At 62.4% G+C, this 20225-nt stretch carries 15 protein-coding genes; 12 read left to right on the plus strand and 3 right to left on the minus strand.

The window, feature by feature from the left end; all coding sequences use genetic code 11:
- Position 1: 1 nt before the first annotated feature.
- The 6 genes from WBB07_RS15320 to WBB07_RS15345 all read left to right on the plus strand — a co-directional run bounded on the left by WBB07_RS15320 (position 2) and on the right by WBB07_RS15345 (position 7367).
- A complete protein-coding gene (locus tag WBB07_RS15320) occupies positions 2 to 1504 on the plus strand; it encodes an ethanolamine ammonia-lyase reactivating factor EutA (protein WP_526309117.1) in 1503 nt (500 codons plus the stop codon).
- A gap of 10 nt (positions 1505 to 1514) precedes the next feature.
- On the plus strand, positions 1515 to 3752 hold the full coding sequence (locus tag WBB07_RS15325; protein ID WP_526309119.1) for a M1 family aminopeptidase: 2238 nt from the start codon (positions 1515 to 1517) through the stop codon (positions 3750 to 3752).
- Between the two features lie 136 nt (positions 3753 to 3888).
- Positions 3889 to 5121, plus strand: a complete 1233-nt coding sequence (locus tag WBB07_RS15330) for a Rieske 2Fe-2S domain-containing protein (protein ID WP_526309121.1) — start codon at positions 3889 to 3891, stop codon at positions 5119 to 5121.
- A 59-nt stretch (positions 5122 to 5180) separates the two neighbouring features.
- Positions 5181 to 5636, plus strand: coding sequence for a 3-methyl-2-oxobutanoate hydroxymethyltransferase (locus WBB07_RS15335; protein ID WP_526309123.1), 456 nt, complete (start codon positions 5181 to 5183; stop codon positions 5634 to 5636).
- Positions 5637 to 5650: 14 nt separating this feature from the next.
- Positions 5651 to 6466 (plus strand): 3-methyl-2-oxobutanoate hydroxymethyltransferase, encoded by an 816-nt coding sequence (locus WBB07_RS15340; protein WP_526309125.1) that lies wholly within the window; start codon positions 5651 to 5653, stop codon positions 6464 to 6466.
- A 13-nt stretch (positions 6467 to 6479) separates the two neighbouring features.
- Complete coding sequence (locus WBB07_RS15345) at positions 6480 to 7367, plus strand: alpha/beta fold hydrolase (RefSeq protein WP_526309127.1); 888 nt, start codon at positions 6480 to 6482, stop codon at positions 7365 to 7367.
- Between the two features lie 315 nt (positions 7368 to 7682).
- Here WBB07_RS15345 and WBB07_RS15350 read toward each other — a convergent pair whose 3' ends face one another.
- Entirely contained in the window at positions 7683 to 9773 is a 2091-nt protein-coding gene (locus WBB07_RS15350) for a tripartite tricarboxylate transporter permease (protein WP_526309129.1), read from the minus strand.
- 52 nt (positions 9774 to 9825) lie between these two features.
- Positions 9826 to 10914: a Bug family tripartite tricarboxylate transporter substrate binding protein gene (locus WBB07_RS15355; protein ID WP_526309131.1), complete on the minus strand. Its 1089-nt coding sequence runs from the start codon at positions 10912 to 10914 to the stop codon at positions 9826 to 9828.
- Positions 10915 to 11078: 164 nt separating this feature from the next.
- Here WBB07_RS15355 and WBB07_RS15360 point away from each other — a divergent pair, with 164 nt between their 5' ends.
- The 6 genes from WBB07_RS15360 (at position 11079) to WBB07_RS15385 (ending at position 18928) form a co-directional block, all read left to right on the plus strand.
- Positions 11079 to 12443 carry an MmgE/PrpD family protein gene (locus tag WBB07_RS15360; RefSeq protein ID WP_526309133.1) on the plus strand — a complete coding sequence of 455 codons (1365 nt, stop codon included), beginning with the start codon at positions 11079 to 11081 and terminating at the stop codon, positions 12441 to 12443.
- Positions 12444 to 12493: 50 nt separating this feature from the next.
- Positions 12494 to 13471, plus strand: coding sequence for an SMP-30/gluconolactonase/LRE family protein (locus WBB07_RS15365; protein ID WP_526309135.1), 978 nt, complete (start codon positions 12494 to 12496; stop codon positions 13469 to 13471).
- A 30-nt stretch (positions 13472 to 13501) separates the two neighbouring features.
- Complete coding sequence (locus WBB07_RS15370; RefSeq protein WP_526309137.1) at positions 13502 to 14110, plus strand: cysteine hydrolase family protein; 609 nt, start codon at positions 13502 to 13504, stop codon at positions 14108 to 14110.
- 110 nt (positions 14111 to 14220) lie between these two features.
- A complete protein-coding gene (locus WBB07_RS15375; RefSeq protein WP_526309139.1) occupies positions 14221 to 15330 on the plus strand; it encodes a CapA family protein in 1110 nt (369 codons plus the stop codon).
- A 304-nt stretch (positions 15331 to 15634) separates the two neighbouring features.
- Positions 15635 to 17746 carry a tripartite tricarboxylate transporter permease gene (locus WBB07_RS15380; RefSeq protein WP_526309141.1) on the plus strand — a complete coding sequence of 704 codons (2112 nt, stop codon included), beginning with the start codon at positions 15635 to 15637 and terminating at the stop codon, positions 17744 to 17746.
- A 57-nt stretch (positions 17747 to 17803) separates the two neighbouring features.
- Positions 17804 to 18928 (plus strand): Bug family tripartite tricarboxylate transporter substrate binding protein, encoded by a 1125-nt coding sequence (locus WBB07_RS15385; protein ID WP_526309143.1) that lies wholly within the window; start codon positions 17804 to 17806, stop codon positions 18926 to 18928.
- A gap of 82 nt (positions 18929 to 19010) precedes the next feature.
- On the opposite strand, the gene WBB07_RS15390 is transcribed toward WBB07_RS15385, so the two are convergent.
- The gene (locus WBB07_RS15390) at positions 19011 to 20201 is read right to left on the minus strand and encodes an MFS transporter (RefSeq protein WP_526309145.1); all 1191 of its coding nucleotides are present in this window, start codon (positions 20199 to 20201) and stop codon (positions 19011 to 19013) included.
- Positions 20202 to 20225 lie beyond the last annotated feature (24 nt).

Below are 20225 nucleotides of genomic sequence, written 5' to 3' on the forward strand. Positions count from 1 at the left end.
GATGCACGACGATGATTTCGATCACGAGCACGAAGTCGGGTTGACCCAGGCCGAGCGTGAAGTCATCGCCAGAGCGATCGTCGAGCAGGACACCCTCGAACTACTCACGGTTGGCATTGATATCGGGAGCTCGACGTCGCACCTGCTGTTTGCGCGCGTCGTCCTGCAGCGCCAGACGCACGATCTGTCGAGTCGGTTCGTGGTGATCGACCGACAGGTCGTGTGGGCTTCACCGATTCTGCTCACACCGTTCCTCAGCGATGGTTCGATCGATGCGCATGCGCTCTCGCATTTTGTGCACGACGCCTACCACTCGGCGGGGATCACTCGTGATGACGTCGACAGCGGGGCGGTGATCCTCACCGGAGAGGCGATCAAGCGGTCCAATGCGCGAGCGATCGACGAGATCTTCGCCAGCCAGTCCGGACGTTTCGTGTGCGCCACCGCGGGCCATCGTCTCGAGTCCATCCTGGCGGCTCACGGATCCGGGGCAGTCGCGTTGTCGGCGAAGCGACACGCGGTCGGACTCCACGTCGACATCGGTGGTGGAACCACAAAACTGGCCCTGATCGACAACGGTGAGATCCGGGACGTCGCCGCCTTTGCGGTGGGCGGCCGTCTGCTGGCCCAGGATTCGACTGGACTGTGGACACGCGTTGATGATTCGGCAGTGGTGGTGGCCGAGGAACTCGGGATCGCCACCACGCCGGAGAGCCTGTCGCGGCCGGAGACGCGAGCCACGATCGCGCGCAGGCTGGCTGAACTCGTGGTCGACCAGATCGTCGGCACCGAACTGGACCCACTGGGCCGACAACTCGAACTCACCGAGACCCTCACCCGGTCTGCGCAACCGGCCTACATCAGCTTCTCGGGGGGTGTTTCCGAGTATGTGTTCGGTCGTGAGAAGGGCTACTACGGAGACATTTCGCTGGAACTCGCAGCCGAGATCGTCAGCCAACTCCGCAATCGTGTCACCGTACCCTCGGTAGAGGTCGGCCAGCGCATCCGGGCCACGGTGATAGGTGCCTCGCAATTCACTGTCCAGGTCAGTGGGAAGACGATACTGCTGACCGACCCTGAAGTGCTTCCCTTCCAGAACATCCCAGTCGTGCATCTGGGAGATACGGGGACAGGGGACATCGATCCTGGCGTGATAAGCCGTGGCATCCAGGCTGAGGCGCAACTGCACGAACACGACATCGAAGGTCCGGTGGCCCTCGCTTTTGGTTGGTCGGGCCTACCCAGCTATGACCGCCTCCTCGCGATGGCCGAGGGTGTCGTCGGTGCGCTGGATCCCGAGAGCGATGTGCCGCTGGTACTGGTCAACGACGGCGATATCGGCCAGACCCTCGGGCGAATCCTCCAGGTTGATCTCGGTCTGAGGCGTCCGCTGGTGTCACTCGACGGAATCGAGCTGAAACCGCTGGATTTTGTCGACATCGGAGAACGTCTGGACCCGCCCGGCGTTGTCCCGGTGGTCATCAAGTCATTGTTGTTCTCGTGAATTCTCGTCCATGACAGTGCGGATACGCCAGCACGCTGTCGTCGCGGACATCCGTTCCGACGGCAGCGTGTATTCCACCACGACTATGCAGTTCTCGTCGTACTCATCAGAGGTGGCGATGGACCTGACCGGGCTGCAGCAGCCCATCGCCCGTCTCGACGGGGTGGACATCGGTGCGGTCTCGGAGCGGATCACATTGGCGTGCGGGTCGCAGCAGTCTCACACGTTGGTGGTCACCGGTGAAGTGGTCCAGGACGTGCTGTACAACAAGATCGACCCTGCGGACGGCAGACGTTACGTCGCGGCAGGAGCCGATCATCTCGGTGCACCGACCTGGCTCGCCCGATTCGGTGACGGCACCGACAAGTCCGCCATCCGGCTCGAGGTCCGATGTCCGGGCGACTGGACTGTGGTGATCTCGGGCGGATCGGAACAGGTGGCGCGCGGTCACTGGCGGTCGCAGTCGAATCGGCCGCTGGCGGCGCATCTGGCGGCCTTCGCGGCGGGACCCTTCCACACTTTTTCCGCTGCGGGTCTCGAACCGGCATTGTCCTTCCACGTGCGGGCTTCAGCCGCCGATCGCCTGGATCGACTGGGGCCGCAGTTGATCACGGTGGCATCGTCGGCGCTGGCCGAGTTGAGTCGGTTGCTCGGTACTTCATCTCCGCTTCCTCAGTGTGACGTGGTGTACCTGCCGAATGTGGTCCGCGCAGCCATGGAATTTCCGGGTTGTATGCAGCTGGACGAACGGCTGCTCCCCGATGATGCAGATAACGCCGACTGGCGGGGAATCCTTGTCCACGAACTGGCACATCTGTGGTTCGGCCACCTGGTGACACCCCTCCGGACATCCGATGTGTGGATTTTCGAGGCACTTTCGGAGTACTTCTCGCAGAGAGTGACGGCCGGAATGCCAGGCACCGTCGCGCCGAAGCTGACGAGATTGCGGCGACAACCCGATGGATTTGCGGTAGCCCTTCTCGGTGCAGGAAGCCTGCAGCACGAGAATGCGCTCCCCACCCGGTTGGCGTACGTCAAGGGTGCCGCGGCCGTCACCGCGCTCGGGCACAGGCTGGGCGAGCGGACGCTGTTGGCCGGCTTGCGTGGGTTCCTTGCTGCGCATGCGGACGGCCGGGCGGGTGTGCCAGAGTTGATTTCCGCTTTCCGGCAGGCCGGCGCGTTGGGCCTAAACCGGTGGTGTGCGGACTGGCTCGACAGCACTGGAGTCGGGGAAGCGGTGGTCGAATCAGGCCGTTTCCGGGTGCTCAATCAACCAGCGCCCCAGGAATTGTCGGCAATGACGCTGACCGGGTGGCGGGCCGGAGCCGCGGGTGAGGCCGCCGACTTGGCCGCGGCGGCGCTGTTCGTGGCGGAGCGGGCTGACGGTTGGTGGCGCATGCGCTTCTCCGACGAGCAGTGGCGAATCCTGGCTGCGGGCGGTTCGGCACTCGCGAGTCGGGCGAGACACGTGTTCTGGACCGCGCTCCAGTGTGCGGTCGCGGGACAGGAGGTCTGTCCGGAGCTGGCACTCGACATATCGGCGGTGTTGTTGGAGTCCGAGGACGACGCAGCTGTTCTTGATGTCACGGCGGGCTGGGTGGCGCGTGAACTGTTGCCGTATTGCGGGCAGCCGGGCGAGCAAACGTTGGCCGGCGTGCTGGGGCGGATCATGACAAGTCCGTCGAAAGCTGCTGACATCCAGTCGATTGCAGGAAGGTACTGGCTCGATACCGCCGATGTGACCCCGCTGCGGAAGGTGCTTCCCCGACTGGAGGACAGTTCGCGCTGGCGGGCGCTGACCCGGCTGGCTGTGCTGGGGCAGGTGACTGCCGACGATGTCTACACGTATCGCGAGCGAGGTGGTGTTTCGGAGACCGCGCTAGCCCGCTGCCGGGCCGCGATCGCTTCTGCTGAGGCTAAAAGTCATGTGTGGCAGGAACTCTGCGATCCGAGGCGAATGACGGTGGCCGAGCGCTCGGCAGCTGTCAGGGTGTTCTGGCACCCTCGTCACAAGGAACTGACAGAGCCGTTCGTCGAGCGCTACTTCCAGGCATTGGCGGTTCCCGGGGCAGTGTCGACGGTGTTGGCATTTCACGGGTTTCCGATCTCTGCGGATCCCGAGAAGGTAATTCTCCACGTCGGGAACCTGTTGAGTGGGGAGTCGGTGTCGCCGGCTGTTGCAGCTACGATCGGTCAACGCGTGGAGGCAGCGCGGCGTCGGTACGCACCACGGCTACCCCTGGCTTGACAATGCAGGCTACAGTAATGGTCTAACCATAATTTGGTACTACGTTTAGCTGGCGTTGCGGCCGGCGGCTGGAGGGTATGCGGTGCTGAGAAGAGAAATCAACGACCTCTTGACCCAGACAGGTCCCGGAACACCTATGGGGGAGCTGTTTCGTCAATACTGGATCCCCGCGATCCTGGCCGAGGAGATTCCGGAGAACGACTCGCCCCCGGTCCGTGTGAAACTGCTCAGTGAACGGATGATCGCATTCCGGGACAGCGAGGGCCGGTACGGCCTGATCGACGAGTTCTGCGCTCACCGTGGTGCATCGCTGTGGTTCGGCCGCAATGAGGAAGCCGGTCTGCGGTGTCCTTACCACGGCTGGAAGTACGACGTCACCGGACAAGCGATCGAGATTCCCTCCGAGCCGGAGAACTCGAACTTCTGCGCCCACGTCAAGTTGACTTCGTATCCGTTGGTGAAGATCGGGGATGTCCTGTGGACTTACATGGGGGACCCGGCCCGGCAGCCGCCATTGCCTGAATTCGAGTTTGCTCTCGTTCCCCCTGAGCGGACGTTCACCTCGAAGCGCTGGCAGGAATGCAACTGGCTGCAGGCATTCGAGGGTGGGATCGACTCGAGTCACGTCTCATTCCTGCATTCCGGTGGACTGAAGACCGATCCATTGTTCAAGGGCACCAAGGGCAACGACTACAACATGGCAGATCTCATGCCGTACTTCGAGGTGGCGGACTCTGACGGTGGCCTGTTCGTCGGCGCGCGCCGCAATGCCGAAGAAGACAGCTACTACTGGCGGATCACCCCTTGGGTAATGCCCTGTTTCACGATGGTCCCGCCGCGCGGCGATCATCCGGTGCACGGTCACTTCTGGATCCCGATCGACGATGAGAACTGCTGGACCTATTCCTTCGACTATCACCCCACCCGTGCGCTGACTGTCGCCGAAGTGGAGGCGATGAAGGCCGGCCACGGGGTGCACAGCGATAACATCCCGGGCACCTACCTCCCGGTACGAAACAAGGACAACGACTATTTGATGGACCGTGATGCGCAGCGTCGCGGCGAAACGTACTCGGGTATCGCCGGTATTGCCATCCAGGATTCTTCGTTACAGGAGAGCATGGGGCCGATTGTCGATCGGACAAAGGAGATGCTGGTCTCTGCCGACACGGGGATCATCAAGGCTCGACAGAAACTGCGTCGCGCAGCAGAGGCGCTGCGCGACAAGAACATCACACCACCGGGAGTGGATCCTGCGCATCACCATGTACGGTCGGCGGCCGTTGTCCTGCCACGGGAGGCCTCGTTCGTAGAAGCCTGTCGAGATGACCTGACGGTTCGCGCGGGCGTGCCGCAGAGTTCGGTGTGAACCGGACGTCGCTGCCGAGCGCGAGCAGCAGCTGCGCCAGGGCAACAATGCCTTCGGAGATGCGACACCGAATAGACCACGCCATCCGTGGCCGTGAGGGGGCGCGGATCATCGCCCTGGACCGGGGCTCGCGCTCCATCGTCGAACAGGTGTCGAGGCACGGCTGGGGCGGTGCCCGGTTCTTCTATGTCACCGAACGGCCCGGTCAGCCGGATATCGTTGTCGGCGACTGCGTTCCGCTGTGCACCCTCCGGGGGAGCCCAGCCGATCTGCGCGACGAGTTGAGCTCCGCGGATGTGGTCGTCATGGTGGCGACCGGACGTGCCGAGTCCCGGGTGGTCGCGCAGATCGGCGCCGCGTGCACCGTCCGCGCCATCGTGACGGCGGGACTGGTGATCGGCGAACGAGCACAGACCAGCGGCGCCGTGTCGGCCCTGCGCCCACACGCCCGGGTGATCATGACCAGCCAAGACGAGCGGGACGTCATCGAGGTACTCACCGCCTTGCGCGCTTGAAGGAGAACGTGGACATGGATATTCACATCACTGATCTACAGCAGATGAAACAGCAGGGAAGCAAGATCGTCGGTGTTGTCGCGTGGGACTACCAGGTGGCACGGATCGTCGACCGGGCGGGAGTGGACATCGTGTCCGTCGGCGACACCGTGGGCATCAACCTGTGGGGGCAGTCCAACCCGTTCGAGATCACGATGGAACAGATGATCGTGGTTTGCCAGGCGGTCCGTCGGGGTGTTCAGAACGCACTGTTGAGCTGTGACTTCCCGTACGGACCGCTCCAGGAGGGCTCCAAGAGCGCCGTGAAGGCCGCGATCAGGCTGGTGAAGGAGGCCGGGGTCGATATGGTCAAACTCGACGGTGCCGTCGACCAACTCGAGGCCGTCACTGCCGTCGCGAACGCCGGGATTCCGGTGTTCGCCCAGTTCGGGATCACTCCACAGACATCGCTGAAGTACGGTACCGCCTACAGCGCGACGCCGGATGCGGGCGACACCGTTCCCGACGAGTTGCTCGACGAGATGGTGGCAGACGCGAAACGGCTGCAGGAAGCCGGCGCGGTACTGCTTAATTTCACCAATTCTGGCCCGGTCGTCGGACCGGTAGTTGCAGAGGCGGTGTCGATACCTGTGGTGGGTGGCTTCGGTGGTGGTCCGTGGCTGGATGGCCGAATGCGAATGGTCACCGCGGCAATCGGATACAGCGCCGATGGGCTGGACGATCCGCCCAGCACCTACGCCAACGTCGCCCAGATCACCTACGACGCGATCACCGCCTACACACGCGATGTGCGATCGGGACAACAGATCGCCGGTGGGATCGCACGATGAGAATCGAGGGAAAGTGACCGCGGACCTGGTCGACTTGAGTCAAGGGCAGGCGACTGTCGTCCTGGATGGAATCCCCACCAGGTATGAGGTTGCCGGATCCGGGCCACCGCTACTGATGTTCTCCCCGGGCGGTTTCAATGCGGTGCGGGAGAATTGGCGCACTCACGGTGTCTATCGCCGAACCGAGATGCTTGATCGCCTGCGCGCGCGGTTCACCTGTATCACGTTTGACAAACGTGAGTCTGGTCGTTCCGGCGGCCGGTTTGAGAGGCTCACGTGGTCAGGTTTTGCCCGTCAGGGCATCGCACTGCTCAACCACCTGGGAATCGGCCGCGCCTTTGTCATGGGTGGTTGTGTCGGCTGCTCGATCGCGCTCCGGATGACCGCGGAGCACCCTGACCGTGTGGCCGCGATGGTGCTCTACTCACCGGCGGGAGGTGTGAAGTACCGGATGAAGCAACACGAGAGGTTCACCGCGCACCTGGCCTATGTCGCCGAGCACGGTCTTGCCGGTGTGGTGGACCTCGTAGAGGGAAGTACGTCGAGCTTCTCGGAGGATGGCCGGGTCGGCCCGTGGGCCAACAGTATTCGGAGTGATCCGGGGTTCACCGCCGGCTACCGCAGCCAGGATGCCGACGTGTATCAGTGTGTGGTTGTCGGGATGTCCCGTCTGCTGTTCGACAGGGACACGGTTCCCGGCGCCGAGCCCGAAGAGCTGCTGACGTTGCAGACGCCCGCGCTGATCGTGCCCGGGGCAGACGATTCGCACGCGCCCTCCGCCGCTCATTATCTCGGTGAGTGCCTTCCCAGTGCGCAGTTCTGGGATATGCCAGTCGGTCGTCAGACGGCACAGTCGGCGCCAGCTCGCGTCGTCGATTTTCTGTCGTCCGTAGCCCTCTGAATCCAACTGTCCCGCTCGGCTGTCCGAATCGCAGAAAGACCGGCCCGATTGAATCGGGCCGGTTTCTGCGATTGTGGCATTGATGGGATATCGCGCCGACTGAGCACCGTTACGTTCGGACAATCCCTATGGCGGCTGCCCGCTACAGCAGCTGCCATTTCTCGGACGCCAAGTCCGACGCCAGCTCTTGCGCAAACCGCCAGGTGCAAGCGCCGGGACTTGCTTCATCCTCGGCGCCAGGGAACGCCCGGCCCCGGGGAGACCACGATCGGTCCCGGGAGCCGAGCGTCTTCGAAGCTGATGGACCTGGTGTGTCTAGCTGCCGAACAGCACGCCGCCGAACAACGGTATCGGGATGAACTCGACGAACAGTAGATACATGAATGCCCAAGTGCTCGTTGCGGTCACGGCCGCGATCCACAGCTTCTCCCGCCCCACCCACAGCAGGTAGATCAACGCAAACAGCGGTACTGCCACCATGAACCCGAGTAGCCACAGCAGGACGAAGAAGATCGCGGCGTGCCCGAATGCTCGCCAGGTGTCCCGGGCTCCCCCAGTGACCTGCTCGTCCAACTCGGCTTGCTCGGTGAGCTCGCGAAGTCGGCTCATACTGGAGGCGGAGTCCGGATCGGTTGAACCGGCGCCCGCAGTGACACTCACCGGTTCGACTACACGTCGCCGCGCCTTGACCGTCTGCAGACCCTCCTGACCTATCTGGACAAGTGCCAGGACCACCAGGATCACCGCGACGATCGCCGGGAACGAGGTGGCCTGCTTGGTCAGACCGGCAACGGCCAACTGCCACAGTGCGATCACGCCGATCATGCCGGCACCGAGTGCAAACAACATCTGGAATGCCCGTTGCTGTCCAGATTCCTCGATGGCACTCGCCGGTGTCGGTGCGCCGGCCCGTTGTGCCTGCCGCCGTCTGGCGTACGTGGGGAGCAGCAGGCCGAGGATGGTCAGGACGATCAACACCAGCACGATGGGCCGCTCGATCCACCCGGACGGCCCGCCGTAGATCGAGTTGGAGAGGAAGAAATTCGTTTCTCCGAGGGTACCCAGCACCAACCCGATCAACAGCGGTGCCACGGGCCAGCGCAGCCGTTCCGCCGCGTACGCAATGAGACCGAAGACGATCATCGTGGCGACGTCGAGCATCTGGTAGTGCTCGCTGAACGCGCCGACCGAGATGAGTGTCATCAGGATCGGCACCATCAGAGCAACCCGGACCTTGGTCAATCCGGCGATCTGCCGGATCAGCAAGAGGCACAGCAACACGACGATCAGGTTGGCGATGACGATGGCCCAGACCATCCCAAACGTGACGTTCAGGCTCGTGGTCAACATCTCGGGTCCGGGCTGAACTCCCGTGATCAGCAGTGCGCCCAGGAGGATCGTCATCGCGCCGCTGCCGGGCACTCCGAAGGCGACAGTGGGGAGAAGGCTGCCGCCCTCCTTGGAGTTGTTCACCGAACCCGCCGCCAGCAGCCCTTCGATGGAGCCGTGGCCGAATTTCTCGGGGTGCTTGGAGGTCTGCTGAGCATGGCCGTATGCGATGAACTGCGCGCTGGTGCCACCGACCCCGGGGATCACTCCGATGTACATGCCGATGAGGCTCGTTCGCAACACCAGCCACTTGTGCCGGAAGGTGTCTTTGACACCCTCCCACCAACTGTCTTCCACCTCGACACCGGTTGCGGTGTCACCCTGGCGTCCGGTCGCCATCATCTGGATGATGGCGGGCACGGCGAACAGTCCGATGACCACGGGCACGATGGCCAGGCCGTCGAACAGATAGGTCTCCCCAAAGGTGAACCGCAGTTCTGCGGTGCCGGCGTCCTGTCCGATGGTGGACAGCAGCAACCCGAGCGCCGCCATCACCAGACCCTTCACCACGGCTCCGCCGCTGAGCGAGGCGACACAGCTCAGTGCGAGGATGGTCAAGAGCAGGATTTCCGGCGGGCCGAAACTCAGCACCATCGGTCTGATGATCGGTATCGACAGTGCCAAACAGAAGGCACCCAGCCAGGCACCGACGAGCGAGCTGGCGAGCGCAGCGCCGATGGCACGCCCGGCCTGCCCCATGCGAGCCATCGGGTGTCCATCGAAAACGGTTGCTGCAGAAGATGCTTCACCGGGAACGCCGAAGAGAATCGCGGTGACATCGCCGGTGGTGGCACACGTCGAGTGCATCGCCAACAGAAAGACAACGGCGGTCAAGGGGTCCAGTGCAAACGTGAACGGCAGCATCAACGCCATCGTTGTGCCGCCCCCCAGACCGGGGAGGATTCCCACCACGAACCCGAGTGCGAGTCCGGCCAGCAGATAGGCGAAGGTGGGCCAGCCCAAGACCTGCCCCAGGCTCCCTCCGAATGTGCCCAGCAAGTGGATGATATCTGTCAACAGCTCTGCCCTTCGGGATGATTCGTCGGAGTTCCGGAAGTGAGATCGGTGGCTACCTGTTTGGGCTCTCCTCGGCGATCTTGGCGGCCAGGGCGTCAACGGCCTCCCGGGGGGTGTCCATGAACTTCTCGATGCGTTCCTGAACCACGTCGCCCGGGGTTGGCACGACGAAATAGCTGGCCTCGGCCCGTTCGATGTAGGCCGGGTCCTCGTTCATCTCCATGAACGCCGTGCGGAATTGCTCGACCATTTCCGGAGACATGTTGGGCGGTGCGGCAAGTGCGCGTGCATAGCCGAATTTCGACTGGACAACCGCCAGGATCTGACGGTCTTCTTCGGACCGGGATGCGAAAAGCTCGTCGGCACGTTTGGCGTCCTTCAGTCGCGGATCTTCGAGTGCTGGGCCGTCGACGCCCATCGTGAGAACCGCTATGAGATCGCCGGATTCGATGCCGGCGGCCTCGCGCTGCTCCAGGCTCTCCCAAGTGGTGATGACACCGTCGACCTCCCCACGCTCGATCGCCAGAGTGCGCGAGTCGCCTTCGTAGCCGAAGATGGGTTCGAGGTCCCAGCCCAATCCGAGTTCCAGGGCGGCCTGCGCTGCGTGTGGACCGTCACCCGGTGTTTCGTTGGCCATACGCACTTTTTTGGTGGCCAGTTCGTCGAGGTTGTCGGCCCCGATGCCGAGGCGTTTGTGCAGCACCAGAACATAGGTCGTCACCGTCGGACTGCCAAGGTAGTTGAACTTCCCAGAGTCGTACCGTACGCCCTGATCGGGTCCCTCGCCCTGGAGTTGATAGGTCGGGATACTGAAATTCATCACGCCCAGGAAGCTGCCGTCCGCCTTGGCGTCGTTGTAGAGATAGTTGGTCATCACCTTGTCGTCCGCGCCCGGCATGTTGCGCACGATGATGGTTGGATTGTTGGGCAGGTGATTGCCCAGATTGTCCGCAATGGCGCGCGCCGTTGTGTCATGCCCGCCACCGGGACTCTGGCCCACCAAGATCTCGATCCTACTGGCGGAGAAGCTTTCCGGCTGGTCATCGGTTGACTTCGACGCGCCGCCACAGCCGCTGAGAACAAGAGCTCCGGCTGCGCCGAAACACAACAGTGCTTGCCATCGATCGATTCGAATTCTCATTGGGACTCCTTTTGTTTCGAGTGTGTGGTTCCGGGTCGTCACAAATTTTTCGAGAATCTACGCTCATGCCTCGGGCCCGTCAATGGTTTGACCATTGGTCATTTGTGCGGCAGTCTGTACGGTAGCAACACGCGAAGTCGCAAACATCCGAATGAAGGAGAATCTTGGACGAGACCGCAACTCTTTCGAAGTACGTCAGTGACCTCAGATTCGAGGACTTGCCGCCGGATGTTATTGCGTTGGCTCAGACGGCCATCCGGGATGCATTGGGCGTCGCACTGTATTCTTCCCAACTGGAATGGACCCAGATCGTCGCGGCGTACGCCAGCGCCACCGGTGGTGCAGGTAAGGCGTCGATCATCGCTACCGGCGAGAAGGTGGCGCCCGCGTTGGCGGCCATGGCCAACGGGACAGCTGTGCACGGTATCGAGATGGATGATCGCAGTGCAGCTTTGGATCTGCACAACGGGGCGGCCACTGTACCAGCTGCGCTTGCTGCTGCCGAGCAGGCCGACGCGACCGGTCGTGATCTCATCACCGGGCTGGTTGCCGGCTACGAAGTGGCGCATCGTGTTGCGCGTGCGACCCAGGGATCCATCCGGCCCCGGTTCTATGGGAGTGCCATCCGAAACACGATCGGCGCCACCAGCGCCGCTGCCAAGATCCTCGGGCTCGGTGCCGACGCGACCACCAGGGCGATCGGTGTGGCAGGTACTTTCGCGGCGGGATCTGAGGCTGCGCATGGATACTTTGTCAAACGTCTTCAGGGTGGCGGCTGGCCGGCGCACAACGCGCTGACGGCCGCACTGCTGAGCCAACGGGGGCTCACCGCATCACCGACCGCACTCGAAGAACCGCTGGGCTTGATCCATGCTTTCTCCACTGGTAGCGCCGAACCCAACGTCGAGGAGCTCACCAAGGGGCTCGGCGAGAGCTTTGCGATACGGACGTGGGAAACCAAGCCCTACTCATCCTGGGGTGGAGCCCACACCAGTCTCGATGCGGTGCGGATTCTGCGCAATCAGCATGGGATCGAGGCGGCCGACATCGCCGCGATCGCCGTCGGAGTTTCGGACAAGAACCTCGAGAACGTCAGGATGCCCTGGCCGGTGACTGTCATGGAGGGTCAGAAGCATCTCCAGTTCCTCATCGCCGCCCAGTTCCTGTACGACCTACGTGATCCCGACACTTGGAAGATGGATCTCGACGATCCGGCGGTGGTGGCGCTGGCAGCCAAGATCAGCGGGGACATCGACCCGGTGATTCAGCAGAACTATCTGTCCGACCACGACCATGGCGGGGTCCGCATGACGGTCACCACGGTCGGCGGCCGGGAGATTCCGGTGGAGGTCCGGTACTCCACTGGGACAGAGCAGAATCCGTTGCCCGACGCGGATCTCAGGGAGAAGTTCCGGATGCTGGCGGGCAAACACCTCTCGGCGAAGAAGGTCGAATCACTCGAGTCGTACGTGGACGGTTTGCCGGACCTGTCAAGCGCTGTGGACCTCGGACCATTCCTGACCCACTGAATTTCGTCCCGATTCCGCAGTTCCCCACCCCAACACGAGGAGAGTTGAGTATGGCCAAAGAATGGGATTTCGAGCTCGTTGCCGGACCGGTCGGTGGAACCACCGAGGGGCCGGCCTGGGACGGACGCGCGCTGTTGTTCAGCAACATCGCCCAGGACCGCATCCTGCGTTACGACCCGGTGACGGGTGAGACCACAGTCAAGTTCTCTGACACGAATCGCAACAACGGCAACATGATCGACTCGCGTGGCAACTTCTTCGGTTGTCGCGCCGGCGATCATTGCATCGCGCTGTACAAGCCGGACGGTACTGTCGTCATGCTGCCCAATCGGCTCGACGGCAAGAGGCACAATCGGCCCAACGATCTCGCCATCGACCGGTTCGGGCGGATCTGGTTCACCGATTCTGCGGGGCGGGGACTCGATCCAAACGAGTTCGAACTCGACCATCAGTCGGTGCTGCGGCTCGACCCGGATCCGGACGCCGAAGGCGGATACACGCTGAAGCGGATGACCTTCGATACCGACTTCCCGAACGGCATCCTGCTATCCAAGGACGAACGGACGCTGTACGTCGCGCAGAGTGGCTACAGCCTCGAAGTGCGACGTGAGCTCCGTGCCTATCCGTTGCGAGACGATGACACTCTCGGTGACTACCGTACGTTGTTCACCTTCGGGCAGGACAAGCTGAACCGCGACCGGGGCGTCTACGGAGTGCACCGGGGAATCGACGGCATGGTGCTGACCACTGATGGCAACATCATCGCCTGCACCGGATGGCGCGAAGCGGGACCTGGGCCGATGATCTATGTGTTCTCCCCGACAGGCCGGGTGCTGGAGACCCATCCGGTCCCGGTTGACCGCCCCACCAACATCACTTTCGGCGGGCCGGATCTCAGTGATCTCTACATCACGTCTTCGGGCTACCGCGACGAGACCGGCGGCTGCCTCTTCCGGGTTCGCAACAGCGGGCATCGTGGTTGGCTGCCCTATGGTGAGGTGCTCGGGACCAGCGAGCCCCGCGGTTAGCGGACACCGGGAGCGGAAAGCGTGGCAGCCATGACGAACATTGACCACCAGTTCGACGCCAGGACAACCGGCCTGGTGATATTCGACATGCTCGAGATCTATCGGGCACCGATCGAGGCAGCCGGCACCTTGCCCAACGTCCTGATGCTCCTCGAGCACTGGCGGCAGCACGACGCTCCGGTGTTCTTTGCGCGTGCCGATCACCGCAAAGACGGCGCGGATCTCGCGGCGACGATTTCGGACGTCGACATCAACCACAAACCCTTCGGCCCGGACAACCCGATTCGCACGAAGCCGAAAGTTGGAAGTGGTGAACCAGGTTTGGCGGTTCTTGCGGAGCTCGCACCGCGAGATTCTGAGTACGACATCCCGAAACATCGATGGTCGGCGTTCTTCGGGACTCACCTGGAACTGTCGTTACGGCGGCGTGGAGTCGACACCATCGTGCTCGTCGGTGGATCGACTCACGTCGGCATCGCGGCGACGATGTACGCCGCGCGGGACATGGACTTCCAGGTGCTGGTCGCCAGCGACGGGTGTCACGGACGGGAACCGCAGCGCTCGTTCTTCATGGAGGAGATCTTTCCCCGGGCCTGCAGGGTGAGGACCACGGCGGAAGTGATCGCCGCCGTCACGTAGTCGGCTTTTGCCCGGGTTGTTTGTTTCGCTGCAGCCTGTGGTCTCCAAAGGTAATATGGACTGGCCTTTTAAGAAGCTGCAGATGAACTCAATGAACTGTAGGAGGAACTGTGTCAAAACTTGTCGCCGTAGGCGACATTCGAATATTCCGGGATCGACCTGAAACGATGCTGCAGCATGTGCACAGCGTGCTGCAGAGTGCAGATCTGCGATTCTGCCAGTCGGAAGGCACCTACGCCGAGTCCGGCTCCATGGGCTCATCCGGGCTTCGAGGTGCCGGGCCGAACGACCCCAGGGGTTACCCGGCTTTCCGAGACGGCAAGTTCGACATCGTTTCCATGGCGAGCAACCACACGATGGACTGGGGCCAGGACGCCTTGCTCGAGACCATCGAGAAGATGCGCGCCGACGGGAGTCGGACCATCGGCGCAGGCCGGGATATCGTCGAGGCGAGAACCCCTGCGATCGTCGAAGTGAACGGCACCACGATCGGCTTCCTCGGATACTGTTCGGTTGCCCCCAAGAGCTATTACGCGGTGGAGGGCCGAACTGGGGTTGCGCCGATGCGGGCGATCACGCACTACGAACCGGTAGAGGACGATCAGCCCGGGACGCCATGCGAAATCCTCACGTGGCCGCTTGCCCGTGATCTCGAAGCGCTGGTGGATGATGTCGAGAAACTGCGTCGCAAGGTCGATGTGGTGGTCGTCAGCCTGCACTGGGGAGTGCACCATATCCCGGCGCTCATCGCCGACTACCAGCCTGTCGTGGCTCACGCGGCCATCGATGCCGGCGCGGACCTGATTCTCGGTCACCATGCGCACATCCCGAAGGGTGTAGAGGTCTACAACGGGAAGGTCATCTTCTACGGCATCGGCAACTTCGCCCTCGACTTCAACGAGGGCCGAAAGCCCGACGTGGCCTGGAAAGAGGGCGTCAAGGCGGTCTATCGCAAGTTCGGAACGCCCGGCCCAGGGGAGTACCGACAGAAACTCGAAGCCAACTTCGGGCTGATGATCGAGGTCGAGTTCGGCGACGGTCTGATCTCCGATGTCGGGATGCGGCCAGTGCGGATCAATTCCAACAAGGAGCCCGTTCCTGTTTCTGCGTCCGATCCCGAGGGTGCCGAAGTAATCGGCTACATCGAACACATAAGCCGTGAGGCGGGCCTCGGTGCGAGCTTCGAGATCGACGGTGAGATCGCTCGCGTCAAGGCGTGACGCGAGCGTTGTGAGCCGGCGGAGCCTAACCTTTCACGGATAGGCTCCGTCGTCACTTAGAGGCTGTGTCGTCGGCATTCGGAAACGCACGACGACGAATACGGTGTGCTCGGGCAATTCTGCCTTTGTGGCCTCGATTTGGGCCATGGTTCTTTTGCCGAACTCTGCGACGGCGGGCCGAGTCAATGTTAAATTCATGTGACGTCATACGGTTTTATTGTCCTACCAATTGACGAGCCCGGATGAGGCGTCATAGCGTCGTTTCCTTGGCAATCAGATGCGCGATGAAAAGGAGTTCGCAGTCTTGTTGCACGACTTCGCGATATTCGGACAGAGTCTCGGCACCGTACTCATGTGGCCGACCATCGGATACATCTTCCTGGGCGTCTTCATCGGCTTCTGGGTCGGAATCCTGCCCGGACTCGGCGGTACCACGGCCATGGCGCTGATGCTGCCGTTTGTGTTCACGATGGAGCCGATCACCGCGGTGGCGTTCCTCCTGTCGATGCGAGCAGTGGCGGGTACCTCGAGTGATGTCACGTCGATCTTGTTCGGCATTCCTGGCGACTCGTCAGCCGCTGCAACGGTGTTCGACGGACATCCGCTCGCGCGTGCCGGCCAAGCCGGCCGAGCAGTTGGCGCCGCACTCGGAGGCTCCCTGATCGCGGGGATCTTGGGCGCGCTCTTCCTCTTGATCGCGCTACCCTTGGTGGAGCCTCTGGTGCTCAGTTTTGGCCCCGCTGAGTTTTTCATGCTCGCAATCCTCGGGCTCAGCTTCGTTGTGGTGCTCAGTGGCAAGGCCGTCGTCAAGGGTCTGATCATGGCGGCCGTGGGCATGTTGATCTCCACAGTGGGCCAGCACCCGGGAACGGGCGCCATGCGGTTCACATTCGGCGAGACCTATCTCTTCGACGGCGTCGACCTGGTCGTCGCCACCATCGGGTTGTTCGCAGTGCCAACGGTGGTGGTGATGATGATCCGCCGATCGGCCATCTCCGGGGACAGTTCGCCAGGCGCAACCGTCGACAGCGGATGGCGCGGGGGCTTCATGGAGTCGGTCCGGCATTGGTGGCTGATCACTCGCTGCAGCGCCATCGGCGCAGGCGTGGGGCTGATCCCGGGTATCGGCGGGAGCTCTTCGCAATTCCTTGCCTACGGCCACGCCAAGCAGACCTCCAAGCATCCGGAGGAGTTCGGCAAGGGATCGATCGAGGGCGTGATCGCGGCCGGCTCCAACAACAACTCCAACGATGGTGCACAACTGGTGCCGACGATCGCGTTCGGTGTGCCGGCCAGTACCAGCATGGCGATCTTGTTGGCAGCTTTTGTTGTTACCGGAATTGCGCCAGGCCCGGGCATGCTCGAGGAGCATTTGGACGTCACGTTCGGCATGGTGTGGACCATCATCGCGGCCAACATAATCGCATTTGTGCTGTGCATCATGTGCTTGAAGTACGTGCTCGCTGTGACGAAGGTGCGAGTCACCTTTCTGGTGCCGTTCCTCTTGTTCTTCATCGCAGTCGGTGCCTACGCCACCAGTCAGCAGTGGCTCGACATCGTGTTCGTCCTGATCTTCGGTGCCATCGGAGTGGCGGCTGAGCGCTACGGCTGGCCGGTGCCGCCGCTCCTGCTCGGATTGGTGCTGGGGTATACCGCGGAGACCAATCTGTATCTGGCGACCTCGCTGTCTGGTGGCTACAGCTGGCTCACCCATCCCGGAGTCATCGTCATCGCGTTGGTGATCCTCCTGGGCGTGTTCACGCCGCAGCTGCGTTCGATGCGCAAGCGTCGAGTTGCCGCCGAAGACATGGCAGGTCACGACGACGAAGTAGAGGACACACATCAACCCAGCATCGGGAGGGTGGCGTTTCCGCTGATCATCGTTGCGATTGCGGCCTTCGGTATGGTCCAGATGTTCGACGGCAGTCTGCCGTCGCGGGCAAGTCGGTTTCCCTTGATTCTCTGCGCATTCATCATCGCGATCGGAATCATCCAGGTCTTCCGTGATGTCACAGCACTCATGGGTGTTCATCGGGACGTGACCAATGAATCTGATTCTGGCAGCGGCGGATCCGGGTCATCGGGACCATCTGTCCCCGTCTACGAAACAGGCTCGGGAGGAACACTTCTGCGTACCGCGCGGGTCCGGGTGCAACGGCAGTACGAGGTCCGTCGTGAAGTCTTGGAGACCGTCGGTGCCGGAGTGTGTTGGTTCGCCCTGTTCTTCTTCATGGTCTGGGGTCTCGGGTTCACGATCGCCATCCCGGTCTACACCGCTCTCTATCTGTGGAGAGCGGCTAAGGCGCCCTGGTGGTTCGTAGTGGTCGGAACGGCACTCAATTCGGCCGCGCTCTTCGGGCTGTTCTCTTTGCTGTTGTCCCTGAACTTCTTCCAAGGATTCCTGCTTTCGATGTGAGCAGGTTCAGTTCGACCAACGATTCAGCATTTCCGATCGCAAGGAGGAGACAAGAGAATGTCCACTGTCAAGTGCTTGGCCAAGGCCACCACGGCTGCGGCAGCGCTTTTTTCGGCGATGCTGCTCGTGTCGTGTAGCCCGCCATCGGGTACGAATCAGCCGCCCGGTACATCTGATGCATCACTGCCGACCAATATTCCGATGATCATCGACGAATCGCTCGCAGATGGTTGGCGTGGCAAGACGATGACTGTCATCGTGCCCGATTCAGCGGGCGGTAATGGTGACACCTGGGCGCGACTGAACGCGCGCCACTGGTCGAAGTTCCTTCCTGGCAATCCACGAATCATCGTGAACAACAACACCGGTGCTGACGGTACTGTGGCCACCAACCAGGTGTTCGAGGCCGCCGGTGACGGTCTGACCATCCTGGGCGGCGGACCACCGGCTCTGCCGGAGCTTCGTGGCGGCGATGCGGCCCAGGGCGTCAGGTTCGAGCTCGACAAAATGGCGTGGATAGGTTCTCCGGGCACCTACGGCGCTGTGCTGGTGGCGTCGAAGGAATCCGGGATGACCCTCGACACGGTCACCGAGCAGAGCTTTGGCCTTGCCCAACAGACTGCCGGTGACAACTCATCCGCGGTGACCTTGGCCGCCAACGAGGCGCTGGAGTGGAAGCTCGATCCGAAGTATGGATACGACGGCAGTGGTGAGCGGCTTCTTGGTCTCCGGCGCGGCGAGGTCGCGGCGGCGTGGGCAAGTTGGCCGAACTGGGTGGACCAGCGTGCCGAATTCGAAGCCGGCAACCTGGTTCCTATCGCATACATCGGCGTGATCCCGCTCGAAGACCCGATCTTCGCGGGTACGCCGAACCTCACAGAGCTGGTACCCGCTGACGATCAAGAGAAGTCCGATATGGTCACGCTCGCGACGCAATTTGCCCGTTGGGCCAACCCGTTCATCGCTCCGCCGACCACTCCTGCCAACATGATCGGGACGTTGCGCGCGTCATTCATCGAGATGACCGAGGACCCTGAGTATCTCGCTGAGGCCGAACAACTTGGTCTTGTGGTGGATCCGATCGACGGTGACGAACTGCAGGCGATCATCGAGGTCCTCTACGCCACTCCCCAGGAGACCATCGACCGTCTGAACCAACTCATTGCCGCTGAGGGGGATTGAGAGGGCGGTAGTCAGCTCTTCGGCAAGCCGTCCCGGTGATGATTCTCCGGGACGGCTTTCTAATGCCGGATCCGATCGGTGATCAGGCGGATCCGGCTGGTGGCTGATTCGGATCCGACCGAGCGATCACGGCGATCGCGGCGGTCAGCAGCGCCGCATTCGACCAGAAAACGCCGGCTACCCCAAGTGATGCAGTAGTGGACGAGACAGCCAACGGGATACTCACCTGGGCGAGGCGGTTCATGCTGACGCGGATACCGAGTGCCGCCCCGTGTTGATTACGTTTGGTGATCTGAACGAGCCACGCCATGGTCAACGGGGGCGGGATGCCCAGGCAGACCCCGAGCGCCACCATGGCGACCACACCCCCGGTGATGTCGGACATCGGCAGAACCACGAGCGCGATGACCCCGGAACTCAATGCGGTCAGCATCAGTACTTTCCGGCCGAATCGGGCGATCAGCCGAGTTATACCGAACCGGCTGGTGACCGAGACCAGTGCGCGTAAAGCCAGTAGCCAACCCACAGCCACTGGGTCGATGCCGCGTTCCACGGCCCAGATCGGCACGAACGTGTACATCAATTCGAGGGTCACCGTCACCGCGGTACCTGCCAGCAACGCGCGCTTCATCTGTGGTGTGGACAGTACGGATCGATATGATGCGGTGCTGGTGATTTGCTCCCGGGTAAGAGTGTGAACGGCGTCGTGTGGGCCGAGTATCAACCCAAGGGGGAGCGCGGCGCCCGCTACCGCTGCGCAGACGAAAAGTCCTGCACTGGTGCCGGATACGTTGGGAGCCGACCCGAAAAGCAGTGTCGATGCCACCAGAGTCACCAATAGGGGGCCGATAACCTGGCCGATGGACGAGGCGGCTGACAGTGATGCGAACCCGGCGTCGCTGGCGTTTCTGTCACTCCTCTGCGCGACATAGATCTGTTGGCCGACCGAGATCAGCAGGTGACCGATGCCAGCGATAACGGCGCCGAGCAGCAGCCAGCCGAGCTCGGGTGTCACGGCGGACGTCAGGCAGCCAGTGGCGAGCATGGACAAGCCGACCAAGCAGGTACGCGAGCCGCCGCGGCGGGTGGCCAACTGACCGACCAGCGGCGCGGTCAACAGGGCGGGCAGGGCGAAGGCAGATGTCAGGACGCCCAGCATGAGCGGGCTGGCACCGCCGTCGATTGCCCTGTAAACAAGCATGATTCGAGCACCCACCCACGCAATCTGAAACAGTATTGCCTGGAGGCCGAGGGTTGTGCTGACCAGGCTCACGACGACTTGCCGACGGGTGCAGGT

Source organism: Mycobacterium sp. (genome assembly GCF_049647605.1).
Classification (GTDB): Bacteria; Actinomycetota; Actinomycetes; order Mycobacteriales; family Mycobacteriaceae; genus Mycobacterium.

What these genes read in the sequence shown, in the direction of transcription:
- WBB07_RS15335 (WP_526309123.1), top strand. Translation starts at nt 5,181, where the DNA reads ATGCGACACCGAATAGACCACGCCATCCGTGGCCGTGAGGGGGCGCGG.
- WBB07_RS15370 (WP_526309137.1), top strand. Translation starts at nt 13,502, where the DNA reads ATGACGAACATTGACCACCAGTTCGACGCCAGGACAACCGGCCTGGTG.
- WBB07_RS15325 (WP_526309119.1), top strand. Translation starts at nt 1,515, where the DNA reads ATGACAGTGCGGATACGCCAGCACGCTGTCGTCGCGGACATCCGTTCC.
- WBB07_RS15385 (WP_526309143.1), top strand. Translation starts at nt 17,804, where the DNA reads ATGTCCACTGTCAAGTGCTTGGCCAAGGCCACCACGGCTGCGGCAGCG.
- WBB07_RS15340 (WP_526309125.1), top strand. Translation starts at nt 5,651, where the DNA reads ATGGATATTCACATCACTGATCTACAGCAGATGAAACAGCAGGGAAGC.
- WBB07_RS15330 (WP_526309121.1), top strand. Translation starts at nt 3,889, where the DNA reads ATGGGGGAGCTGTTTCGTCAATACTGGATCCCCGCGATCCTGGCCGAG.
- WBB07_RS15355 (WP_526309131.1), bottom strand. Translation starts at nt 10,914, where the DNA reads ATGAGAATTCGAATCGATCGATGGCAAGCACTGTTGTGTTTCGGCGCA.
- WBB07_RS15365 (WP_526309135.1), top strand. Translation starts at nt 12,494, where the DNA reads ATGGCCAAAGAATGGGATTTCGAGCTCGTTGCCGGACCGGTCGGTGGA.
- WBB07_RS15320 (WP_526309117.1), top strand. Translation starts at nt 2, where the DNA reads ATGCACGACGATGATTTCGATCACGAGCACGAAGTCGGGTTGACCCAG.